This is a genomic window from Geothrix sp. (genome assembly GCF_020622065.1).
GTDB lineage: Bacteria > Acidobacteriota > Holophagae > Holophagales > Holophagaceae > Geothrix.
The window spans coordinates 148,027-169,666 of the sequence record NZ_JAHRYQ010000001.1 but is presented as its reverse complement, the minus strand read 5'-3'; the positions used below and the strand labels follow the sequence as shown (position 1 = coordinate 169,666).

The 21,640-nt window shown below is 69.3% G+C and carries 32 protein-coding genes; 15 read left to right on the top strand and 17 right to left on the bottom strand.

All coding sequences use genetic code 11. From position 1 onward, the window contains the following. Positions 1-8 precede the first annotated feature (8 nt). Genes QZ647_RS00905 through QZ647_RS00895 form a run of 3 tightly spaced genes read right to left on the bottom strand, consistent with a single transcriptional unit; the run spans position 9 to position 1,769 of the window. Complete coding sequence (locus tag QZ647_RS00905; protein ID WP_291270381.1) at positions 9-905, bottom strand: type II CAAX endopeptidase family protein; 897 nt, start codon at positions 903-905, stop codon at positions 9-11. A 47-nt stretch (positions 906-952) separates the two neighbouring features. Continuing rightward, positions 953-1,303, bottom strand: a complete 351-nt coding sequence (locus tag QZ647_RS00900) for a metalloregulator ArsR/SmtB family transcription factor (protein ID WP_291270380.1) — start codon at positions 1,301-1,303, stop codon at positions 953-955. Positions 1,304-1,310: 7 nt separating this feature from the next. Continuing rightward, entirely contained in the window at positions 1,311-1,769 is a 459-nt protein-coding gene (locus QZ647_RS00895; RefSeq protein WP_291270379.1) for an SRPBCC family protein, read from the bottom strand. A gap of 200 nt (positions 1,770-1,969) precedes the next feature. Between QZ647_RS00895 and QZ647_RS00890 the strand changes: the two genes are divergently transcribed. The 14 genes from QZ647_RS00890 to QZ647_RS00825 all read left to right on the top strand — a co-directional run bounded on the left by QZ647_RS00890 (position 1,970) and on the right by QZ647_RS00825 (position 9,472). Then, the gene (locus QZ647_RS00890; protein ID WP_291270378.1) at positions 1,970-2,434 is read left to right on the top strand and encodes a GyrI-like domain-containing protein; all 465 of its coding nucleotides are present in this window, start codon (positions 1,970-1,972) and stop codon (positions 2,432-2,434) included. A gap of 127 nt (positions 2,435-2,561) precedes the next feature. Continuing rightward, the gene (locus tag QZ647_RS00885; RefSeq protein WP_291270377.1) at positions 2,562-2,867 is read left to right on the top strand and encodes a YciI-like protein; all 306 of its coding nucleotides are present in this window, start codon (positions 2,562-2,564) and stop codon (positions 2,865-2,867) included. 89 nt (positions 2,868-2,956) lie between these two features. Further along, positions 2,957-3,373, top strand: coding sequence for a DoxX family protein (locus QZ647_RS00880; protein ID WP_291270376.1), 417 nt, complete (start codon positions 2,957-2,959; stop codon positions 3,371-3,373). Between the two features lie 4 nt (positions 3,374-3,377). Beyond that, positions 3,378-3,593, top strand: coding sequence for a hypothetical protein (locus tag QZ647_RS00875; RefSeq protein ID WP_291270375.1), 216 nt, complete (start codon positions 3,378-3,380; stop codon positions 3,591-3,593). Positions 3,594-3,597: 4 nt separating this feature from the next. Beyond that, positions 3,598-4,134, top strand: coding sequence for an NAD(P)H-dependent oxidoreductase (locus tag QZ647_RS00870; protein WP_291270374.1), 537 nt, complete (start codon positions 3,598-3,600; stop codon positions 4,132-4,134). Beyond that, complete coding sequence (locus QZ647_RS00865) at positions 4,131-4,616, top strand: YaiI/YqxD family protein (protein ID WP_291270373.1); 486 nt, start codon at positions 4,131-4,133, stop codon at positions 4,614-4,616. The genes QZ647_RS00870 and QZ647_RS00865 overlap by 4 nt, the downstream gene beginning before the upstream one ends. A gap of 52 nt (positions 4,617-4,668) precedes the next feature. After that, complete coding sequence (locus tag QZ647_RS00860) at positions 4,669-4,860, top strand: hypothetical protein (RefSeq protein ID WP_291270372.1); 192 nt, start codon at positions 4,669-4,671, stop codon at positions 4,858-4,860. A gap of 26 nt (positions 4,861-4,886) precedes the next feature. Further along, positions 4,887-5,780, top strand: a complete 894-nt coding sequence (bla, locus tag QZ647_RS00855) for a class A beta-lactamase (RefSeq protein ID WP_291270371.1) — start codon at positions 4,887-4,889, stop codon at positions 5,778-5,780. Positions 5,781-5,843: 63 nt separating this feature from the next. Then, the gene (locus QZ647_RS00850; RefSeq protein ID WP_291270370.1) at positions 5,844-6,320 is read left to right on the top strand and encodes a pyridoxamine 5'-phosphate oxidase family protein; all 477 of its coding nucleotides are present in this window, start codon (positions 5,844-5,846) and stop codon (positions 6,318-6,320) included. 175 nt (positions 6,321-6,495) lie between these two features. Continuing rightward, the gene (locus QZ647_RS00845) at positions 6,496-6,960 is read left to right on the top strand and encodes a rubrerythrin family protein (protein WP_291270369.1); all 465 of its coding nucleotides are present in this window, start codon (positions 6,496-6,498) and stop codon (positions 6,958-6,960) included. Positions 6,961-6,967: 7 nt separating this feature from the next. Beyond that, positions 6,968-7,516, top strand: a complete 549-nt coding sequence (locus tag QZ647_RS00840; protein WP_291270368.1) for a DUF3501 family protein — start codon at positions 6,968-6,970, stop codon at positions 7,514-7,516. Positions 7,517-7,525: 9 nt separating this feature from the next. Beyond that, complete coding sequence (locus QZ647_RS00835; protein ID WP_291270367.1) at positions 7,526-7,969, top strand: DNA starvation/stationary phase protection protein; 444 nt, start codon at positions 7,526-7,528, stop codon at positions 7,967-7,969. 129 nt (positions 7,970-8,098) lie between these two features. Further along, entirely contained in the window at positions 8,099-8,677 is a 579-nt protein-coding gene (locus QZ647_RS00830; RefSeq protein ID WP_286354243.1) for a Fe-Mn family superoxide dismutase, read from the top strand. A gap of 93 nt (positions 8,678-8,770) precedes the next feature. Next, entirely contained in the window at positions 8,771-9,472 is a 702-nt protein-coding gene (locus QZ647_RS00825) for a DUF2461 domain-containing protein (RefSeq protein ID WP_291270366.1), read from the top strand. Positions 9,473-9,476: 4 nt separating this feature from the next. Here the strand turns inward: QZ647_RS00825 and QZ647_RS00820 are convergent, their stop codons facing one another. The 11 genes from QZ647_RS00820 to QZ647_RS00770 form a co-directional block, all read right to left on the bottom strand. Beyond that, complete coding sequence (locus tag QZ647_RS00820) at positions 9,477-10,517, bottom strand: prephenate dehydrogenase/arogenate dehydrogenase family protein (protein WP_291270365.1); 1,041 nt, start codon at positions 10,515-10,517, stop codon at positions 9,477-9,479. Between the two features lie 28 nt (positions 10,518-10,545). Further along, on the bottom strand, positions 10,546-10,776 hold the full coding sequence (locus QZ647_RS00815; RefSeq protein WP_286354245.1) for a thioredoxin family protein: 231 nt from the start codon (positions 10,774-10,776) through the stop codon (positions 10,546-10,548). 8 nt (positions 10,777-10,784) lie between these two features. After that, a complete protein-coding gene (locus tag QZ647_RS00810) occupies positions 10,785-11,726 on the bottom strand; it encodes a permease (protein WP_366526147.1) in 942 nt (313 codons plus the stop codon). 138 nt (positions 11,727-11,864) lie between these two features. Next, positions 11,865-12,737, bottom strand: a complete 873-nt coding sequence (gene arsM, locus QZ647_RS00805) for an arsenite methyltransferase (protein WP_291270363.1) — start codon at positions 12,735-12,737, stop codon at positions 11,865-11,867. A 67-nt stretch (positions 12,738-12,804) separates the two neighbouring features. After that, positions 12,805-13,140, bottom strand: coding sequence for a metalloregulator ArsR/SmtB family transcription factor (locus QZ647_RS00800; RefSeq protein WP_291270362.1), 336 nt, complete (start codon positions 13,138-13,140; stop codon positions 12,805-12,807). A 71-nt stretch (positions 13,141-13,211) separates the two neighbouring features. Further along, a complete protein-coding gene (locus tag QZ647_RS00795; RefSeq protein WP_291270361.1) occupies positions 13,212-13,643 on the bottom strand; it encodes an arsenate reductase ArsC in 432 nt (143 codons plus the stop codon). 10 nt (positions 13,644-13,653) lie between these two features. After that, a complete protein-coding gene (locus QZ647_RS00790; RefSeq protein WP_291270360.1) occupies positions 13,654-14,136 on the bottom strand; it encodes an arsinothricin resistance N-acetyltransferase ArsN1 family B in 483 nt (160 codons plus the stop codon). After that, positions 14,133-14,546, bottom strand: a complete 414-nt coding sequence (locus QZ647_RS00785) for a rhodanese-like domain-containing protein (RefSeq protein WP_291270359.1) — start codon at positions 14,544-14,546, stop codon at positions 14,133-14,135. Before QZ647_RS00785 ends, QZ647_RS00790 begins: the two co-directional genes overlap by 4 nt. Before the next feature lie 3 nt (positions 14,547-14,549). Beyond that, on the bottom strand, positions 14,550-15,656 hold the full coding sequence (gene arsB, locus QZ647_RS00780; protein WP_291270358.1) for an ACR3 family arsenite efflux transporter: 1,107 nt from the start codon (positions 15,654-15,656) through the stop codon (positions 14,550-14,552). A 24-nt stretch (positions 15,657-15,680) separates the two neighbouring features. Next, entirely contained in the window at positions 15,681-16,016 is a 336-nt protein-coding gene (locus QZ647_RS00775) for a hypothetical protein (RefSeq protein WP_291270357.1), read from the bottom strand. Next, entirely contained in the window at positions 16,013-16,402 is a 390-nt protein-coding gene (locus QZ647_RS00770) for a metalloregulator ArsR/SmtB family transcription factor (RefSeq protein ID WP_291270356.1), read from the bottom strand. Before QZ647_RS00770 ends, QZ647_RS00775 begins: the two co-directional genes overlap by 4 nt. Positions 16,403-16,513: 111 nt before the next feature. Between QZ647_RS00770 and QZ647_RS00765 the strand changes: the two genes are divergently transcribed. Beyond that, a complete protein-coding gene (locus QZ647_RS00765) occupies positions 16,514-18,013 on the top strand; it encodes a M20/M25/M40 family metallo-hydrolase (RefSeq protein WP_291270355.1) in 1,500 nt (499 codons plus the stop codon). 36 nt (positions 18,014-18,049) lie between these two features. Here QZ647_RS00765 and QZ647_RS00760 read toward each other — a convergent pair whose 3' ends face one another. From QZ647_RS00760 to QZ647_RS00750, 3 genes are read right to left on the bottom strand one after another with little or no spacing between them, the layout of a single operon-like run. Continuing rightward, positions 18,050-20,080 (bottom strand): cation:proton antiporter, encoded by a 2,031-nt coding sequence (locus QZ647_RS00760; RefSeq protein WP_291270354.1) that lies wholly within the window; start codon positions 20,078-20,080, stop codon positions 18,050-18,052. Between the two features lie 4 nt (positions 20,081-20,084). Next, positions 20,085-21,128 carry a TrkA family potassium uptake protein gene (locus QZ647_RS00755; RefSeq protein WP_291270353.1) on the bottom strand — a complete coding sequence of 348 codons (1,044 nt, stop codon included), beginning with the start codon at positions 21,126-21,128 and terminating at the stop codon, positions 20,085-20,087. A gap of 1 nt (position 21,129) precedes the next feature. Next, entirely contained in the window at positions 21,130-21,573 is a 444-nt protein-coding gene (locus QZ647_RS00750; RefSeq protein ID WP_291270352.1) for a PaaI family thioesterase, read from the bottom strand. Between the last annotated feature and the right edge of the window lie 67 nt (positions 21,574-21,640).

Genomic DNA, 21,640 nt, shown 5'->3' with positions numbered 1-21,640 from the left:
GAGCCCGCCTAAGCCGACTCGGGGTGCCAGGGCTCCGGCACGGCGCCGATGGGAGCCGCGCCGCGGCCTTTCCAGCACCAAAGCAGGGCGATGCCCACCAGGACGGCGATCACGCCGAAGACGCTGGCTTCCAGCCCGAAGGCCCCGCCGCTCATCCACTCCGGCCGGCCCTGGAAGACCGGCCGCACCCAGCCGTGCGGGGCTGTGGTGCCGCTGACCCCGAAGCCGAGGACCGTGCCTTGAGTCCAGTTCCAGCCCAGGTGGATGCCGATGGGCAAGGCCAGGCTGCGGGTGCGGAGATAGCCCAGGCCCACGAACACGGCGGCAAGGGCGATGTCGAGGGTGGCCCAGAGCTTCGTCGCGCCGTGCATGCCGGGGTTGCCCCAGTGGGCGAGCCCGAAGAAGAGGGCGAGGATCACCTGCGCGGGCCAGGCGCCCACGCCGTCCAGCAGGCGCTGGAAGACGAAGCCCCGGAACAGGTTCTCCTCCCAGCAGGCCACCAGCGCGAACACCACGAACCCCCGGCTGAGGGCCCGAAAGCTGCGGGCGGGATCCAACTCCCAGGTCACGCCACCCACGCTCCAGAGCAGGCCGGCCGCCAACACCATCACGCCGATGCCCAGCAGGGTGCCCCAGGCGAATTCCCTGGCCCACCGGCCGTCCAGCCGCCACCCGGTGCTGGCGAGGGACTCCTTGCGCAACCGCGTGCAGATCCAGGCCGCCAGCAGGGACAGCCCGAAGAGCAGCCCCACCACCCAGTCCCCGCTGCGGAGGCCGAGCCGCTTGAGCCCGGGGACCAGAAGCAGCTGGAAGCCGGCGAGGCAACCCGCCAGGAGGGCGAGGTAGATGAGCGCCCACCAGCCGTTTCGAAGGCCCTTGTCTTCATTGAAAAAGAGGGGCTTCATGCGGGTCTCCGGGCTGAAGTTGAGCTACGCCCGGAAGCTGGGATCGTTTACGGGCGCTCGACGAAGACCCGGAGGCGATCCAGGGCGTCGTCCCACTGCCGCGAGATGCGCTCGAGGTACCGGTGCGCATCATCGAGGCGTCTGGGTTCGAGCTCCCAGATGCACTCGCGCCCCTGGCGTCGGCTTCGTACCAGGCCGGCTTCGGACAGCACGCCGAGGTGCTTGGTGATGGCCTGTCGGGACACGGCGGCGGAGCGGCTCAGACCCGAGATCGAGAGGGGTCCACCGGAGCAGAGGCGGGCCACCAGCTGCAGCCGCGTCCGATCGCCCAGGGCCGCGAAGAGCGGGGCGGCCTCCCGGACGGGGATGTGGACGGGGATCGGGACGGGGACATGCATGCCGCCCTCACCCGGCGACATGGCGCTGGAGGTTGCCCAGCTGCTCGGCCCACCCCCCGCTGTTCATCCGGAAGGCCGCCTCACGCCGGGTCGCGGGGATCTGGTCGAAGCCCGATTCGACCACCGTGAGCCGCGTCCCCTCGGGCACCGCTTCGAGCCGGAACTCGACGAGCGTGGTGGGCTCGCCCGAGTAGTCCACCCCCGGATCGACCGCGGCGGGGTGCCAGCGGAACGAGAACAGCCTCTGGGCCACCATCTGCTCCACCCATACCTCCATGGTGAGGTGCTCGTAGCCCGGGTAGGTGATGGGGCCCCTGGTGTGCTGGCCGGGCAGGAAGGGGCGCTCCAGCTTCACCCGGAACCAGGCGCCGAAGGCCTCGGCATCCACGAGCGCCTGCCAGACGCGCGCCTGCGGCGCCCGCAGGAGGATCTCCTTCTCGATGCGATCGAGGCTCGATGGGCTCACGGGCCACCTCCGAAGGGCAAGTTAGCCCGCGCCCGATCAAGTACAACCATTGAGTTGCGCTATTTCATTCTTTTCTTTTTTTGTTTCAATCAAGATATTTAAAGTCAATTATTTATATAAACAAAACACCCTCTCCTTGGCAGAATTTACAGGCGAGATCGCGCCGCGGCCTTATGGTTCATTCCACCCAGGGAGGACCCATGCTCGAGGCCCCGAGGATCCTGCACATCGTGGCCCAGTCCGCCGCCATCATCCGCTTCACCATCCCCCGGGCGGAGATCCAGGCCGTCATGGGCCCCGGCCTCGCCGAACTGATGGCCACCGTGGCCGACCAGGGCCTCGCCCCCACCGGGCCCTTCTTCTCGCACCACCTGCGGATGGATCCCGAGCGCTTCGACTTCGAACTCGGGGTGCCCATCAAGGGAACGGTGGTTCCAGCGGGCCGCGTCATGCCCGGGCACCTGCCCACGGCGACGGTGGCCCGGACGACCTACCAGGGCGGCTACGAAGGCCTGGGATCCGCCTGGCGGGAGTTCGAGGTCTGGATCGCCGCCGAAGGCCACACGCCCGCGCCGGACCTCTGGGAATGCTATGTCGCCGGCCCGGAATCGGGGCCCGATCCGGCCACCTGGCGCACGGAACTCAACCGCCCCCTGGTCCGCTGAGGGGGCGCATTTCAGGGCGACCCGGAAAAATCCTTCCTCTCCCCGGGCACCAAGACGCTCCTGGCCCCATCTTTATCGGCTAGCAGTCGCCCATTCCGGGATCGGTCTTTCTCCCCCGAGGTCCATCATGCATTTCCTTCTGGTCTACGAGGTCGGCGCGGAATACCTGGAACGGCGGGCGGAGTTCCGGGACGAGCACCTCGCCCTCGCGTGGGAGGCCCACGCCCGGGGTGAGCTGCTGCTGGGCGGAGCCCTGGCCGAGCCCGTCGATTCGGCCCTCCTCCTCTTCCAGGGGGATTCGGCCGCGGCAGCCCAGAAGTTCGCGGCGGCGGATCCCTATGTGCTGCACGGCCTGGTGCGCCACTGGCGGGTGCGCCCCTGGATCACAGTGGTGGGGACCGAGGCCGGCGCCCCGGTGCACCCAGGCCTCTGACGACCGAGAAGCGCCTCTGACCCGTCAACCGGCCGCTGCGGCCGCCCAGATTTCCGACGGCGCGGGGCGAGGGGGAGGAAGGTGCAAGAATGTCCTCACAACCTCTCCGGGAGATCCTCATGAAGTGGCTCGGCAAGTATTCGGATGAAACCTATGCGCTGCTGCGGATCGTCTCGGGCCTGCTGTTCGCCTTCCACGGCGCCCAGAAGGTCCTGGGCCTGCTGGCCGAGCACCAGCCGCCGGTGGGATCGCAGATCTGGATCGGCGGTGTCCTCGAGCTCGTGGGCGGCCTCGCCATCCTGGTGGGCTTCCAGACCCGCCTGGCGGCCTTCCTCTGCAGCGGCATGATGGCCGTGGCCTACATGCAGTTCCACTGGAAGTTCCAGTTCGGCGCCGCATTCTGGCCAGCCGTGAACAAGGGCGAGCTGGCGGTGGTGTTCTGCTTCCTCTTCCTCTTCATGGCCTGCCGGGGCGCCGGGAAGTGGAGCCTGGACAAGGCGGAGTGAGCCCATGCGGCTGAAGCCCCTTGCCGGCCTGATCCTCCTGCTCCTCGGCGCGGCGTCGCTCGCCTGGCCGGAGTTCAGCTACACGAAGGACAGCCATGACGCCAAGTTGGGCCCCCTGGAGTTCACGGTGAAGGAGAAGGAAACCGTGCGGATCCCCGTCTGGGTCGGCCTGGCGGCCGTGGCCGTCGGCGCGGGCCTCATCTGGCGCCGGAAGGATTGAGCCGGTGCGCATCCTCGCCCTGTCCGGAAGCCTCCGGCCCCAGTCCCTCAACACGCTGCTGCTGCAGGAGGCGGCCCGCCTGGCGCCCCCCGATCTGGAGATCCGGCGCTGGGAAGGCCTGGACGACCTACCCCACTACAGCCCGGAGCGGGATGTGGAGCCCCTGCCGGCGTCCGTGGCGGACCTGCGGGAGCGCCTGCGCGAGGCGGACGGCCTGCTGATCTGCACGCCGGAGTACATCCACGCCATGCCCGCGGTACTGAAGAATCTGCTGGAGTGGGTGGTCTCCTCGGGCGACTGCGTGGGCAAGCCCACCGCTGCCTGGAGCGCCTCACCCTCTCTCGAAGGCGGGGCCCGGGCCCATGCGTCCCTGGTGCACACCCTGGAGGTGATGTCAGCCCAGGTCGTGCCCGAGGCCTCGCTCTCCCTGCCCCTGGCCCGCTCGGGGCTGGATGCCCAGGGTCGGCTGCTCGATCCGGTGCAGGTCGCCCGGCTGCAGGCCTCCCTGGCGGCCTTGGCGGCCGCGGGGCGGCAGCCATGAGCGGAATTCAGATAGAGCCTCCCGACATCCGCATCTTCGTGGATGCGGATGCCTGCCCCGTGAAGGAGGAAGTCTTCCGCGTGGCCACGCGGTGCGGGCTGAAGGTGCTGCTCGTCTCCAACTCGCCCCTGCGGGTGCCGCGCAATCCGCTGTTCGAGTCGGTGGTGGTGGCGAAGGGCCAGTTCGACGGCGCCGACGACTGGATCGTCGAGCAGATCACGGCCTCGGACATCGCCGTGACGGCCGACATCCCCCTGGCGGCCCGCTGTCTGGAGAAGGGCGCCCGGGCCCTGGATGCCAAGGGCAAGGTGTATTCGCCCGAGTCCATCGGCGATGCCCTGGCCAGCCGCGAGCTGATGACCCACCTGCGGGCCATGGGCGAGATGGGAACGGGCCCCGCCCCGTTCACGGCGCGGGACCGCTCCACCTTCCTGCAGCGGCTGGACGACCTCATCCAGGCGCTTCGGCGGACGAGGCGGTAGACTAAGGCCTCAGGCTGGATCAGCTTCAACCTCTTTCGTGATCGGACTCGCCATGGCCAGAAAGCCCAACTACAACTTCGAGAAGCGGCAGAAGGACCTGGCCCGGCAGAAGAAGAAGGAAGAAAAGCTGCAGAAGAAGGCGCTGAAGAAGGATGCCCTCGGCAACGACATCCCGGAATCGGAGGGGGATGAGGACGGCGGCACCGAGGGCGGTTCCGGCGAAGGCCAGCCTGCCTCCGAGTAAGAGGTCATCGCCAAACCCGCGGCCCCATGCACCCGATCTTCCCTCTAGCCACCGCCGTGATCCTGCTGGGTCTGTCCCTTCAGGGCGCGCCGCCGGCCTCCAACCTCGTGAAGCGCACGGATCCAGCCCGCCCGGCCGCGGCGCTGGCCGCCCTGGAGACGCGGAGCGGGGGACGCCTCGGCGTGGCCGCCCTGGACACGGGCTCTGGGCGCTGGCTCGACTACCGGGCCGGTGAGCGGTTCCCCCTCTGCAGCACCTTCAAGGTGCTGCTGGCAGGGGCGGTGCTGGCCCAGGTGGACGCGGGCCGCGAGACCCTCGACCGGACCCTCCCCTACGGCCCGGCAGACCTGCTCGACCATGCGCCCGTGACGCGGGCGCGGGTGGCCGAGGGGAAGCTGAGCGTGGAGGAACTCTGCGCCGCCGCCGTGGTGGTCAGCGACAACACCGCGGCCAACCTGCTGCTCCGGCGCCTCGGGGGGCCCGCAGCCCTCACCGCCTTCACGCGCAGCCTGGGGGACTCCGACACGCGCCTGGATCGCTTCGAGCCAGAGCTGAACGAGGCCTGCCCCGGGGACCCCCGGGACACGACCACGCCCGCCGCCATGGTGAGGGACCTGCAGGCCCTGCTGGTGGGCTCTGCGCTCAGGCCCGACACCCGCCAGCGCCTGGAGGCCTGGATGGGGGCCAGCACCACGGGCCGGAACCGGCTCCGCGCGGGACTGCCCGCAGGCTGGCAGGCCGGGGACAAGAGCGGCTCCGGAGCCCGCGGCACCACGAACGATGTGGCCATCCTGCGGCCACCAGGCCGGGCACCCATCCTGGTGGCCGCCTACACCACCGGCTCGTCCGCCTCCCCGCAGCACCGGGAGGCGACGCTGGCCGAGGTGGGCCGGATCGTCGCGCAGGCCTTCGGGAACTGAATCCCGCCAAAGCCCCCCCACCGGCCCCCGAAAGGGGCATGATGGCAATCGCACGGAGGCCCCATGGAACCCACCACGGAAGCCATGCTCGAAGCCCTGCTGGCCATGCCCATCGCCTCCCTGGGCACCCTGCACGAGGGGGCGCCCTTCGTGTCCATGGTGCCGGTGGTCGCGGCGCCGGACGGCTCAGGGTTTCTCATCCATGTGAGCCGCCTGGCCCAGCACACCCGCGACCTGGTGGCCGATGCCCGGATGAGCCTGCTGTTCACCGCCCCCCTGGAGGAGAACCCGGATCCCCTGGCCCTGCCCCGGGTGACGCTGCAGGGCGCGGCCGAGGCGATCTCAGCGGATTCGGGCGAGTACGATTCGGCGGCAGAGGCCTACCTGGCCCGGTTTCCGCAAGCGGAGCTGACCCTCGGCCTGGGGGATTTCTCCTTCTTCCGCCTCCGGCCCGCCACCGGACGCCTTGTCCTGGGCTTCGGCCGGGCCCTCAGCCTGGACGCCGCCCAGATCCGGGCCGCCCTGTCCCCGGCCCGCTGACCCGGCGCGCTCACACCCATTCTCGACATCTCGCGAATCCGGCTCCCGGCCGGTCGGGAATCGTCCTGGGCCGCGGCCCTTGGGCTTAGCTGAATCCATTCAATGATTTGACTTATTGCATTGGCACGGAGATGGCTCTACCTTGATGCCGCCGTTGACGGCCACAGGAGACACCATGTCCTTCCCCGAATCCAAGACCCACCAGAACCTCAAAGCTGCCTTCGCCGGCGAGAGCCAGGCGAACCGCCGCTACACCTGGATGGCCCAGGTCGCGGAGAAGGAAGGCCTCCCGGAAGTGGCCGCGCTCTTCAAGCACAGCGCCGACGGCGAGACGGGCCACGCCCTGAAGCACCTCATGTTCCTGGCGGCGCAGGCCGGCGACCCGGCGACCGGCATGCCCCTGGGCGACACCCTGACCAACCTGAAATCCGCCGTCGCCGGTGAGACCTACGAATACACCGACATGTATCCCGAGTTCGCCCGCCTGGCCCGGGAAGAGGGCTACGCCGAGATCGCCGCCTGGTTCGAGACCCTGGCCAAGGTGGAGCGTTTCCATGCCGGCCGCTTCCAGGACGCGCTGACGAAGCTGCAGTCCGGCGGCATGGCCGCCCCCGACGCCGACATCGCCAAGCACATCTGAGGTGGCCATGCACCTCGCCTTCGACCCCGCCTCCGAACGCGCCCGCTTTGAGGCCCGCCAGGCTTTCCTGGCCCGCCAGGCCGCCCTGCGGCTGGATCTGGCGGAAGGGATCACCTTCCAGCCCGAGACCGCCGAGAGCGTCGAGGACCAGGTGGTGGAAACGCTCTGGGCCGAGGGCATGACCCTGGAAACCGCACCCGCGGAGGATGTGGCCGAGTCCCGCGCCTCCTTCGCGGTGCTGGCGCCGCGCCGCGAAGCCGGCGGCCTGAGCCTCGTTGCCACCCTGTTCCTGGGTTTCCCCGACGAGGTGCGTGATGCCCGCCTGAGCGCCCTCCAGCGTTTCCCGGATCAGCTCCGGCTGGAACTGATCGATGGCTCCTTCGCTCTGCCCGCGGTGGACCGCGGCGCTGCCGGGCCCGATGATCGCCTGCCCTCCGTGCTGGCGCTGCGCTACCTCATTCCGGACGGCCGCACCATCGCCGCCCTCGTCTCCAACCACGCCGAGGTGTCCGGCCGCTGGCCCGCGCCCGCCGCATGGACCGCCTGGCCTTCCTGAGGAGAGATCATGAACCGAACCGTCATCGACCACCTGAACGCCGAACTCGCCACCGCCTTCGTGCTGGCCCTCAACGCCAAGCGCTATCACTGGACCGTCACCGGCCCCCACTTCCGCGACTACCACCTGCGCTTCGAGGATCTCTACACCGCCGCCGACGGCACGGTGGATGAGCTGGCGGAGCGGATCCGCATGCTGGGCGGCGTCCCCCTCCATGCCCCGGCCCAGATCGAGGCCCAGACCAAGGCGGCCATCTCCAATCCCGCCGTCCGCCTGGATCCTGAAAGCATGCTGAAGGAGGCCCTGGCCAACGAGGAGGCCACCGTCGCCCTCATGCACGAGGGCATCGAACTGGCCAACGGCGCCGGCGATCCCGGCACTGCGGACCTGCTCACGCGCTTCGTGCAGGTCCACCAGAAGGAAGCCTGGTTCCTGCGGGAGATGCTGGGCTGAAGCCAGCCCACAGCCCCTCGCGCCGCGCTTGATTGCGGATAGAGACCTGAACAATTAGCCTGTTTTCTCTAATTTCCGACTTTATTGGTAAACTAATAGTCCGCGCTTCGCGCAGCCAAGGAGATGACCATGGCTTACACCGCCAAGAACTACGACCACCTGAAGGGTGGCGCCCTCAAGGGGCTCAGCGATTCCCAGCTGGACCAGCACTTCGGCCTCTACAAGGGCTATGTCACCAAGCTGAACGAGATCGAGGAGCGGTTGGCGACGGTCGACAACACCAAGCCCAACTACTCCTACAACGAATACAGCGAGCTGAAGCGCCGCGAGGCCGTGGCCTTCAACGGCTCCTTCCTCCACGAGCTCTACTTCGAGAACCTGGGCGCCGACAACCAGATCAGCGCCGGCCTGAAGGCCGCCCTGGATGCCGCCGGCGGCCAGGAGAAAGTGCTCGCCGACCTCAAGGCCTGCGCCCTGGGCGGTCCCGGTTGGGCCCTGCTCACCCGAAACCGCCGCGACGGCAAGCTGCACACCTACTTCGTCGCCGAGCACCACCTGGGCATGCCCATCGAGCAGGACCTGCTCCTGGTCGTCGACAGCTGGGAGCACGCCTACATGGTGGACTACGGCACCGCCCGCCCGAAGTACCTCGACATCATTCCCGAGAACATCAAGTGGAGCGAAGTCAGCAAGCGCTTCGGCAAGTAAGGCGCACGGGCGATTCATCGCCTGCGAACGGGCCCCCGCACGGGGGCCCGACTCGTTTTGGGCGTACCCTGGTGGCGCTCTCCAGGAGGCACCGTGGCCCCGAAAGAAACCCTCTCCGGATCTGAGAACCCGCTGGGACCCGCCTCCTTCCGGTTCCTGAAGGATCTGAAGGCGCACAACGAGCGCGCGTGGTTCCAGGAGAACAAGGCGCGCTACGAGGCCGAGGCCCGCGACCCCATGCTGCGGCTCATTGCCGCCTTCAGCGGCCCGCTGGCCTCCATCAGTCGCCACTTCATCGCCGACCCGCGGCCCTCCGGCGGCTCCATGTTCCGGATCTACCGCGACACGCGGTTCTCGAAGGACAAGACGCCCTACAAAACGCATGTCGCGGCCCACTTCCCCCACCGGGCCATGCAGGCCGGCGGTGTCCACGGCCCGGGCTTCTACCTCCACCTGGAGCCCGGCGGCAGCTTCGCCGGTGGCGGCCTGTGGCATCCGGATCCCGATTCGCTGTTCAAGGTCCGCCAGGCCATCGCCGCCAAGCCTGCGGCCTGGAAGGCCCTACGGAAGTCGGGGCTGGAGATCGAAGGGGAGGCACTGAAGCGGGTGCCCCAGGGTTTCGACCCCGCCCATCCCTGCGCGGAGGATCTCAAGCTCAAGGACTTCTACACCTCCACCGGGTTCACGAATGCCGAAGTGGCGGCGCCCGATTTCGTCGACCAGGTGGCCGCCGCCTGCCGACAGGCCTCTCCGCTCGTCTCCTTCCTGTGCAAGGCGCTGGACCTGCCCTACTGATCTGCTAGCGCCCCTGGGCCGAACGGGAGGCCCGCAGCACGGCGCGGAAGACCTCTTCGACGCCCTGGGCGTCCAGCCCTGCGGCGTCGGCCCAGGCGCGCCGGGCTTGAAGCTGCGAGGCCTCGCGCTCGGGGTCGTGCACCGGCAGGCCCAGCTCGGCCTTCGCGCGGCCCGCGCGGAGCCCCAACTCTGTGCGGCGGGCCAGCAGGGCCACCAGCTCCTGGTCCAGAGCGTCGATGTGGTCGCGGGCCTCCTGCAGCACCGGGGACCGCGTGCCCAGGTCCGGGATGGACAGCTGTTCGCCACCCCCGGTTTCCGCCGCCTCCGCCAGGCTCCGGTGGATGGCGGAAAGCGCCTCCAGCAGGCCCTCCCGGGCCCCGGCGGCGAAGGGATTCTCGTTCTGCAGCGCGGCGAAGAGGTGGCCTGCATCCTCACGCACGGACTCCAGCGTGCGGGCGATGGCGTGGAAGGAGGGCGGCGTGAAGGGCAGCTCGGCACCCGCGCCCACGGCCAGCAGCCCCTTGGCCACGAAGAAGGTCAGGGCGTGGGTGGTGGCCATCACGCGGTCATGGTCTTCGGGGCTCTGGCGCAGCACCTCGCAGCCGAGGCTGCGGAACAGCCATTCCACCCGATCCGCCGCCGCCGGATGCTTCGCCGAGGGGCAGAGCACCACGCGCAGGGGCCGTTCGGCCCGGGCCAGGCTGACGGGTCCGAAGAGCGGGTGGGTACCCGCATGGGGGATCTCCTCACCCAGTTGCGCGTCCAGCAGGGCGCAGGGTCCCGCCTTCACGCTGCCCACATCGAAGACCACTTGGCCCGGCTGCAGGTGGGGCCGGAGACTCGCCAGCGCAGCGGCCTGGGCGGCGATGGGCACCGCCAGCACCAGGGCCTCGGAGGCCTCCGCCAGCTCCCGCAGGCCGGCCCCCCGGCATTCCACGGGAACTCCGCCCCCGGGATCCCAGGCCCGATAGGCATGGCCGGCCTCGTGGAGCAGCTCGCCCAGAGCCCTCCCGAAGCGGCCATAACCCAGGATGCCGATGCGCATGGGGAGTCCCTCGTGGTGTGCGGAGATGCTACCGCAGCAGATCCCGGATGGCCGCCACCGTGGGCACATGGCCCTGGCTCTTCACGACGCCATCCACCACGAGGCCAGGCGTGGACATCACGCCCCGGGCCACGATGTCCGGGTACTCAGTGACCTTCACCAGCGTGAAGTCCACACCCAGCCCCTTCGCAGCCTCCTCGGCCCGTTCCGCCAGCAGCTTGCACTTGGCACAGCCGCTGCCCAGCACTTCGATCTTCATGGAACCTCCTATAGCAGCGCGTTGAACAGAAACCCCACCAGCACGATGCCCGCGGCGACGATGCCCAGGAAAACCCCCAGCAGCCGCGGTTTCAGGACCTTCCGCAGGATGACGGTCTCCGGGAGCGAAAGACCCGTGACGGCCATCATGAAGGCCAGGGCCGTGCCCAGGGCGGCGCCCTTGGCCAGCAGCACCTGCACGATGGGGATGATGCCGGCGGCGTTGGCATAGAGGGGCACGCCGATGAGCACGGCCAGGGGCACGCTCCACCAGGCGGACTTGCCCATGAACCGGGCCAGCAGCTCCGCCGGCGCGTAGCCGTGCAGGAAGGCGCCCACGGCGATGCCCGCCAGGACGAAGGGCCACACCTTCCCGACGATGTCCTTCGTCCCCTGGAGTGCCAGATCGAGACGGTTGGAGAAGCCCAGGGCGGCCGCCGAGGCTTGAGAGGCTTCGAAGGGGATCTCCATCACCCATGGCTCCAGGTGGCGCTCCAGGCGCAGCTTGCCGATGATCCAGCCCGAGAGGAAGGCCACGGCCACGCCCGTCGCCGCGTAGAGCAGCGCGATGCGCCAGCCGAAGAGGCTCAGCAGCAGGAACAGCGACACTTCGTTCACCATGGGCGCCGAGACCAGGAAGCTGAAGGTGGCCCCCAGGGGGACGCCCACCCGCACGAAGCCAATAAACAGCGGCACCGCCGAGCAGGAGCAGAAGGGCGTGGCGATGCCCAGCAGGGCCGCCAGCAGGTTGCTCCAGGCCCCGGTGCGCCGCGCCAGCAGGTCGCGGGTACGCTCCGGGCTGATGAAGGTCTGCACGAAGGTCACGCCCAGCACCACGGCACCCAGAAGCATCAGGACCTTGGGCGCGTCGTAGACAAAGAAGGCCACGGCCTCGCCCAGGCGGCTGCCGGCCTGCAGGCCCAGGACCCGGAAGGCCAGCCCATCGGCCATGGGCTTGAGCGCGAGATAGAGGGCGATCCAAGCCGGGAGGGCGGCCAGCAGCCACCCTCCCGATTTCCAGAAACCGCCCCCGGGAGCCGGGGTGGGCGCGGCACAGGCACAGCCTTTCGAGTCCACGGTCATCCCCCATCATCCGCAGCAGCTGGGCGCGCAGCAGGCCCGGTCTGTCGTCTTCCCCACCTGGGCCGTCTTGGTGGCCTCCACCTGGATGCTGAGCACCGAACTGGCCAGGAGCTCCAGCTCCTCGGGGCTCATGCCGGGGTAGCGGCGCCTGGCCAGTTCCATGAACTCGGGCGACAGCTCCGCGAGGCCGAAGCAGCGTTCGGCAGCCACGGTCACGCCTTCGAAGCCCGCGGCACGGATGGCGGCCAGATAGTCGCCCTTGAGCATGGCGCCGGACACGCAGGCCGCGTAGGCATCCATGTCCGACCGCAGGGCCTCTGGCAGGGGTCGGGCCAGCACCAGGTCGGACACCTGGAGGCGGCCGCCGGGCTTCAGCACCCGGAAGGCCTCGCGAAACGCCTTCGCCTTGTCCGTGGTGAGGTTCACGACGCAGTTGGAGAGGATGACATCCACGCTGGCATCGGCCACGGGCAGGGCTTCGATGTCGCCCAGGCGGAACTCCACATTCGCGTAGCCGTGCGTCTTTGCCAGGGTCGTGGCGCGGGCGATCATCTCCGGCGTCATGTCCACGCCAAGGACACGGCCCTCGGGGCCCACGCGCCGGGCGGCCAGGAAGGCATCGAAGCCCGCGCCGGAGCCCAGGTCCAGCACGGTCTCGCCGGGTTTCAGCGCCGCCAGGGCCACGGGATTGCCGCAGCCCAGGCCCAGGTTGGCGCCCTCGGGCACGGCGGCGAGGTCTTTCGCGTCGTAGCCCAGGTCCAGGCTCGCGTCGCCGGGCCCGCAGCCGCAGGAGGTGGATGGACCACAGCAGCTCTGGTTCTTGGTGACGAAGCCGGCGTAGCGGTCACGCACGGCGGATTTGATGGTTTCGGGTTCCATGGTCGGGCCTTTCGGATGAACGGTCCCCGGGACGCCGGCGGCATCCAGATCCCAGGGAAGTGGAAGGTCAGTCCCTGCGGCAGCAGGGCGAAGGTTGGGGGTCGTCCGCGGCGCCACCGGCGCAGCAGTCCTGCCAGAGGTATTCGGTCAGCGCCCGCAGCACACCGTAGTCGGCGCGGTAGCGGAGCGTGGTGCCTTCCCGGGCCACCCGCACCAGGCCGGCGTCGGCGAGGGTGGCCAGGTGATGGCTGAGGGTGGAGCCCGGAATGTCCAGGCGCGACTGCAGCTCTCCGGCGGGCGTCCCCGCCTCGGGGCCCTGCACCAGGCGGCGCAGGATGGTCAGGCGGACGGGGTGTCCGAGGGCCTTCAGCCGCTCTGCCGCCTGCTCCACCCGCCCGGTCATGGTCTCCTCCTGACTTAATTCTAGATTTGTCGAAATAGGGCGCAAGATCTAATTTCGATTTTTTTCGAAATTCATGAACTCCAGCCCCGTTCGCGGCCCAAGATCTCCAGCCGGCGGGCGATCTCATCGCGGGCGGCGCGGAAGCGGGCCCGCAGGTCCTCGGGTGTGAGCGCCGGATCCCCCGATGCGGAATCGGCGGCCGGGTCGGGGATGGGCCAGTGCAGGCGCTCGGCCTTTCCCAGGAAGGCCGGACACACCTCCTCAGCGCAGAGGGTGATGACCAGGTCCACGGTCGCGGGGTCGATGTCCGACACGGGCTTCGAGGTGTGCCCCGAGGCATCGATGCCCTTCTCCGCCAGAGCCTCGATGGCATGGGGGTTCACGCGGCTGGGCCGGCTGCCGGCGCTCTGGATGCGGAAGCCGGGGAACATCTGGCGCGCCAGGCCTTCGCCCAGCTGGGACCGGGCGCTGTTGGCCACGCAGAGGAAGAGGATCGAGGTCACCGCGGCTCCTTCACAGCATCCGTTCCCAGAAGCCCACATCCACCCAGGCGCCGAACTTCCAGCCCGCCTCGGTCATGTGACCCACCTTCCGGAAGCCGAGCTTTTCATGCAGGTGCACGCTGGGATCATTGGGCAGGCCCAGGCAGCCCAGGGCCGAGTGGAAGCCGCGCTGCTTGAGTTCCGCCAGCAGGGCCCCATAGAGCGCGGCCCCGCGGCCCCGGCCGTGATGGTCCGCTGCCAGGTAGATGGTGGTCTCCACGGCGAAGCGGTAGGCATGCCGGGTCCGCCAGGTCGAAGCGTAGGCGTAGCCCAGGACCGCGCCGTCCTCCTCCCACACGAGCCAGGGATAGGTCGCTGTCACCTTGGCCATGCGCGCCCCCATCTCCGCCACCGAGACGGGCTCCTCCTCGAAGGTGATGATGGTGTCCCGCACATAGGGGTTGTAGATGTCAGCCAGGGCCGGGGCATCGGTGGGCAGGACGGGGCGGATCATCGGTGGCCTTTCCGGGGGCGCAGGACGCAGGGACACTCGCCGTGGAGGAGGGCCGCGGCATCGGTCGCGACGGGCAGGCCCTCCTGATCCCAGAGGAGCATGCCGCCGTTGAGGCAGGCCACCTGGGTGAACCCGTGCTCCAGCAGCCGGTGCGCGGCTTCCTTGGTGTAGACGCCGGCGCTGTCGGCCAGCAGCAGGGGCCGGCCTGCGGGCAGCTCCGCGAGCAGGCCGGGGAGTTCCTCGTGGGGGATGCGGATCGTCTCGGGCACCTTGAAGGCTTTCATTTCCGCCAGCTCATCCAGGCGGAGGTCCACCAAGAGGGCGCCCTCGTTCAGCGCAGCCAGCGCCTCCTTCGGCGCCAGGAACCGCAGCCCCTGGATCACCATGCCTCTGCCATCGAAGGTGCCCATGCCTCACCTCTTGTCGGATTCCGCCGAGGGTTCGACGGCCGGGCAGCAGGTGACGCCGGAGATCATCTCCGCGCTGGCCGGGTACCACTTCTTCTTCAGCCAGAAGGCCACGCCCACCAGGCTGATGAGCACGGGCACCTCCACCAGCGGCCCGATGACGGCGGCGAAGGCCGCGCCGTGGGCGATGCCGAAGGTGGCCACGGCTACGGCGATGGCCAGCTCGAAGTTGTTGCTGGCGGCCGTGAAGCTCAGCGTGGCGCTCTGCGGATAGGTGGCCCCGGCCTTCTTGGACAGCCAGAAGCTGACCAGGAACATCACCACGAAGTAGATCAGCAGCGGGATGGCGATGCGGATGACATCGAAGGGCAGCTTCACGATGGTGTCGCCCTTGAGGCTGAACATCACCACGATGGTGAACAGCAGCGCCACAAGCGTCAGCGGGCTGATCTTCGGTACGAAGACCCGGTGATACCAGTCGAGTCCCTTGAGCTTCCCGAGGATGAAGCGCGTGAGGAAGCCGGCGATGAAGGGAATGCCCAGATAGATGAAGACGCTCTCGGCGATCTGGCCGATGGTGATGTTCACCACGGCGCCCTGAAGGCCCAGCTTCGCGGGCAGCACCGTCGCGAAGAACCAGGCGTACACGCTGAAGAAGAGCACCTGGAAGATGGAGTTGAAGGCCACCAGACCCGCGCAGTACTCGGTGTCGCCTTTGGCCAGGTCGTTCCACACGATGACCATGGCGATGCAGCGGGCCAGGCCGATGAGGATGAGGCCCAGCATGTACTCGGGCCGGTCGCGCAGGAAGAGCACGGCCAGCCCGAACATGAGCAGGGGCCCGATGATCCAGTTCTGAAGGAGCGACAGGCCCAGCACCTTCTTGTTCCGGAAGACGAGATGCAGTTCCTCGTACTTCACCTTGGCCAGGGGCGGATACATCATCAGGATCAGGCCCGCGGCCAGCGGCAGGCTGATGGTGCCCACATTCCAGGCATTGATGGCGCGGTTGAAGCCGGGCGCGGCGAAGCCCAGGAGCACACCGAGGCCCATGGCCAGGAAGATCCACAAGGTGAGGAACCGATCCAGGAAGGACAGCCGGCCCGTGGACATGGACACCTCCTTGCTTGCTGTCGCCTACTTGCAGTCGCAGTCGTCGCCGCAGTCGCCCTTCTGGCCGCCGGCCTCTTCGCAGGCGCAGGCGCCGCCGCAGCAGCCGCCGCCCTCGCCGACCAGCGCGGTCTGGGCCAGGGCCATGATCTGCGAATGGGGATCGCCCTTCACGCGGAGGGCCATGTTCACCGCTTCGATCATGTCGTCGTTGGACACGCCGAGCTCCGTCAACCGGGCATGGTGGGCACGGAAGGCCCGCTCGGCGTTGGCGCCGATGGCCGCCCCCAGGGCGATGAGGTTGAGGGTGGTCTCGCCGAGGCCGGCCTGGGTGGCGGCTTCGGTCTGGGGCTGGGCGGTCATGCAGGCTCCTTGGGGGTTCGTGAGGGGGGACAGGCGGAGGGATCGCAGGTCTCGCAGCGCAGGGCGAGGGCCTGGGCCCGGTCGCGGGCCAGGTCGGCTTCGGCCCCGGCCATGAGGGGCCAGAGGGCCTCCAGCAGGGGGGTCGTGGCGGCGGCATCGGCCAGGGCCACATGGACCCAGCGGCCCACCTTCCACTCGCGTACCAGGCCCGTGCGGCGCAGGCCGGTCAGGTGTTCGGAGACGGTGGACGGCGCCAGGCCCAGCACTTCGGCTACCTCGCAGACACAGAGCTCCCCGGCATGGAGCAGCGCCAGGATGCGCAGGCGCACGGGGTGGGCGAGGGTCTTGAGGGTGTCCACGAGGGGACGGAGAGGGTCCGAGTTCATTTCGCTATTTCCCGAAACATCGTCATCATACCGCCCGAGACAGGCCTTGCCATACCTCGTTTTTTGATGTTTGCTGGCACGAGTCCTTCCCTTTTCCAATCTGGAGTTCCCATGCCGCGGACCCCCTTCGTCCTGCTCGCCCTGTCCCTGGGCGCCCTCCTCCAGGCCCAGGCCCCCTTTCCGCCGGCCGCTCCCGTCCCCTCTCCCGTGCCGGTGATGAAGGACTACCCGGATACGCCGGCCGGGAAGCTGCTGCGGGAGATCAAGGAACACGCCGGGGTGGTGGCGCGGGTGGAATACCTCTCGGATCTGATCGGCCCCCGCCTCACCGGCTCGGACAAGCTCCGCCAGGCCCAGGCCTGGGCCAAGGCTGAGATGACCCGGCTCGGGGCGGTGAATGTCCACGAGGAGGCCTACGACTTCGGCCTGGCCTGGACCCGCGGCGTGGACAGCGCGCGGCTGCTCACCCACAACGGCCTGCGCTTCCGGGTGGACCAGCTGGCCTGGACCCCCGCCACCAAGGGGGCCGTGAAGGGTGAGCTGGTCCTGGTGGATGCCCGAAACCTGGAGGAGCTCAAGGCCTTCAAAGGCCAGCTCAAGGGCCGGATCCTGCTGCGGACCAACCCCGACGACAAGCGTCCCCCCCTGGACCGCCGGGGCCGCGACATGGAGGCCTTCCAGGCGGAGCAGGCGGCCATGACCCAGTTCCTCCTCGACGAGGGCGCCCTGGCCACCCTGTCCATGTCAGGCCGGAAGAACGGGCTGGGCTTCACCAGCGGCGGCGCCGGGCGCGATTCCAAAAAGCCCGCCCTCCCCGCAGCCTATGTGCCCCAGGAACCCTACAAGATGCTGGTCCGCCTGCTGGCCCGGAAGGAGCCCGTGAAGCTGGAACTGTCCCTGGGCGGCACTTTCTCCGCGGCGCCGGTCCAGGCCTACAACCTCGTCGGCGAGATCCCGGGCCGCGAGAAGCCCGGCGAAGTGGTCATCGTGGGCGGACACCTGGACAGCTGGGACCTCGGCACGGGCGCCACGGACAACGCCACGGGCAGCTCCGTCGCCCTGGAGGTGCTGCGGGCCCTGCAGGCCACGGGCCTGAAGCCCCGCCGGACCCTGCGGGTGGTCCTGTGGAGCGGCGAGGAGCAGGGCCTCCTGGGTTCCCGCGCCTACGCCGAGGCGCACAAGGCGGACCTGGACGCCATCCAGGCCGTGCTGGTCCACGACATGGGCACGGGCATGGTGAAGGGCTTCACGCTGCAGGGCCGCGAGAACTGCCGCGGCCTCATGGCCCAGGCCATCGCGCCCCTCAACGACCTGGGCGTGAAGGAGCTGTCCCTCCGCACCATGAACAGCACCGACCACGCGCCCTTCGACCGGGCCGGCGTGCCCGCCTTCGCCGCCATCCAGGAGCCCGTGGACTACTTCCTGGGCACCCACCACAGCCAGATGGATTTCCCGGATCATGTGGTGCCCGAGCAGCTCGTGCAGGGCGCCCAGGCCATGGCCGTCACCGCCTGGGAACTGGCGGAGATGGAGGCCCGCCTGCCTCACGGGCGCCCGTCCCGGCCGGTTGTCCCCGCGGCCGGCCCCGTGGCTCCTTCCGGACGCCCCTGACGGGCTTGATCCGCCTGGTCAGCTCGACCGGGGATCTCAGGCGGGTCCGGCCGTCGACTCCCGCCCCAGCAGCGCCTCCGCCTCGTCCAGGGCGGAGGCGCTGCCGCTGAGGGCCAGCAGGTCGCCGGGCTGGAGCAGGGCCTCGGGCTTGGGTTCCAGCAGGTGGCCTTCCCTCAACAGGGCCACCAGGGCCACTCCGGCGCTGCCGGGCAGATCCAGCTCGCCCAGGCTGCGGCCCAGAGAGGGACAGCGGGCCCCGATGCGCAGCGTGCGCCAGCCCCCCGGGACGGGCGGGGCCGGGGCCTCTTCATCCGCATCCCAGGGGTCCCGCGCATCGGCACCCATCCACCCGGAGTCCGAGGCCAGGTCCCTCTGAAGGCGCTGGGCCCGTCGCCAGAGCAGCAGGGGGATGGCCAGGGCCGTGGCGGCGCCGAGGGCGCCGAGAGAAGCCAGGGGCACCAGCGCCAGCACGGCCGCCAGGACCGGAAGGCCCGCCAGCAGCAGCACCGCCAGCCGCAGACCCGTGCGGAAGGCCCGTCGGATGTCGGGCCGGGTACCCAGGTCGCCGGGGCCGGGCAGGTCCAGCAGGCCCTCGGCCAGGATCCGGCTGCGGCGCACCATCCGGCTCACCACGAAGACCACCACGACCGCCGCCGCCAGCAGGACCGCACCCTGGGCCAGGGTGTGCCCCAGGGTTCCCCGGCCTTCGAGCCAGGCCGTGCCCATCCGCATCACCCGGGGCGCCAGCGAGGCCACCAGGCCGATGAGCACGCTGTCCAGCAGCAGGAACAGGAAGGTCCGCCGGACGGCGGCGCCCGGGGCCTTCCGGATGGCCGGGGCGCGCAGGGTCGCGGCCCAGGATTGGTAGAGGCCCAGGTAGGTCTTGAGGGCCGGGGAGAGTCGCCGCTCCAGCAGCCGGGCCGCGGGTTCCCCGGCGGTCAGCAGGGCCGGGGTGGCCAGGGCCGTGGCCACGCAGATGGCGGCCAGCAGGGCGTAGCGGGAAGGGTCGACCACACCGAGCCCGATGCCGGCACCCAAGAGGATGAACCCGAACTCACCGACCTGCCCAAGGGCCAGGCCCGCCCGCACGCCCAGGGCCAGGGGAAGCCCCGCCAGGGTGGCCCCCACGGTGACGGAGAGGGCGTTCACGGCGATGACCAGGGCCGTGAAGAGCAGCACCAGATGCCAATCCCGCATCAGGACCGCGGGCTCCATCATCATGCCCACCGCCACGAAGAACATGGCCGCGAAGAGATCCCTCAGGGGATGGACCAGGTGCTCCACCTTGCGCCCCCGGCCGGATTCGCAGATCAGCATGCCGGCCACGAAGGCACCCATGGCCACGGAGAAACCGGCCCAGGCGGCCAACTGGGCCAACCCGAAGCAGAGCCCGGCCGCCACCACCAGCAGCACTTCGTCCCGGGCATGGTCGGCCACCCATCGCAGGGCCCGGGGAACCACCAGCCGCCCGGCGCCCACGAGGAGGACCAGGAAGAGCATCAGTTTGAGCAGGGTGCCTGCAATGGCCCCGGCACTGGGCCCGCCGAGGGAGGCCGCGGCGGTGAGGGCCGCCAGCAGCAGCACGGCATGGAGATCCTCCACCAGCAGAACGCCCAGGACCGTGTCCTTCAGCGCGCCGCGGAGCCCCCGCTCCTCAAACAGCTTGGCCAGGATCATGGTGGAGGCGATGGAGAGGCTGGCTCCGAAGAAGGCGCTCTCCAGCGGCGCCCACCCCAGGAGCCGCGCCACCAGAAAACCCGCCACCAGCTGGGTGCCCACCTGGAGGGTGCCCGTGAGCAGGGCCGGTGGTCCTGCGTGGAGCAGCTTCGGGAGGCTGAACTCCAACCCGATGGTGAACATCAGGAGGATGACGCCCAGCTCGCCCATGATCCGGACATTGCCGAGGTCCGCCACCAGCGGCACCGGCACATGGGGCCCCACGATCATGCCCGCCAGCAGGTACCCCAGCACCGCCGGCTGTTTCAGCTTCTGGAACAGGACGGAGGTCAGCGCCGCGACACCCAGCACCATGGCCAGGTCGAGCAGAAGGCGGTGGTGGGCCTCCATCCCTTCAGCCCTTGGCCAGCTGGGTGAGGTTTTCCAGGGCCTCGGCGGGGCCCATCACCAGCAGCTCGTCCCCGGCCTGGAACCGCTCGTCGCCGGAGGGGTTGAAGCGCAGGCCGGCGCCGGGATGCACCAGGCCCACGAGCAGGGAGCCCGTGGCGTGACGCAGCCGGGCCTCTCGCAGGGTCTGGCCCACCAGGGCCGACTGCGGGGCGATGGCGATGCGCTCCAGGCCCAGCTCCAGCTGCTCCTGCTGGAGCACGATGTCGAAGAAGTTCATCATTTCCGGCTTGAGCAGCAGCCCCGCCATGCGGCGTCCGCCGATCTCGTAGGGGCTCACGATGTGGTCGGCACCCGCGGCCCTCAGCTGGCGCTCGGTACCGAGCTTGGCGCTGCGGGCCACCACGGGCAGGTCGGGGCGGATCTGCTTGACCGTGAGCGTCACCAGGACATTGTCAGCGTCGGTGGTGAGAGCCGTGATGAGGCCCCGTGCCTGGCGGATGCCGGCGCGCTCCAGCATCAGCTCGTCCATGGCGTTGCCGTAGAGGATCAGCTCCCCGGCGAAGCGGGGGCTGCGACCCTTGGAATCGTCCTGTTCGATGATGACGAAGGGGATGCCGGCCTTCTTTAGCTCCCAGGCGGCCTGGAAGCCCATCTTCCCGAAGCCGCAGACGATGATGTGGTCCTTCAGGTCGTCCAGGCGTTTCTGCATGCGGCGCTCCATGATGTAGCCCTTGAGGTCACCCTCCAGGAGCAGGGCGGTCAGGTTCGACAGGGCGTAGGTGGCGACGCCCAGACCGACGATGAGGTAGAAGAGCGTGAAGATTTTCGTCCGGGCGTTCACCTCGCCCAGTTCCCGGAAGCCCACCGTGAAGAGGGTCGTGATGGCCATGTAAAGGCTGTCGAGGGGATCAAGGTGGGACAGCCAGTGGTACCCGAGCCCCCCGCAGGCGATGACGGCCACCAGCAGTGCCAGGGTGTAGCGCAGGCGCTTCACCGGCCCATTCTGCTGGTCGTCCGGCCTCATGGGAAACGGTGTGCTGGCCCTCATCTCAGCCTCCGAGCCCAGGCTTGATGGCGAAGTTGGCCGTGCTGAGGGCCACCAGGTGGTCGCCGCAGGTGAGCCGGCATTCCAGGATGCCGCTGCGACCGGAGATCCTCATCACCTGGGCCTCCCCGCGCACCTCGCCGCGGGCCGGCTCCAGGTAGCGGATGTGCAGGTCGGAGGTGGCGAAGGGCATGGCCCCGTCGAAGGCGGTGCTGAGGGCCAGGGCGCTCGCCATGTCCGCCATGGTGGCCAGCACGCCCCCGTTGACATTGCCGCGGCCGCCGTTGATCACGGCCTTGGTGGGCACGAGCACCATGACGGCCAGGCCGGGGTCGATGGATTCGATGGTGAGGCCCCACCCGCTGATGAGCGGCCAGGGGTGGAACCTTGCGCGCAGACGCTCCAGGAGATCCGGAGCGAGGGTCTCGGGGATCTGCGGCTTAGGCATGGTCCAGGATAGCCCATGTCCTGCCTTGCGGCGCCCCGCGGAGGGTTACGACGAAGATCCCGGGCCT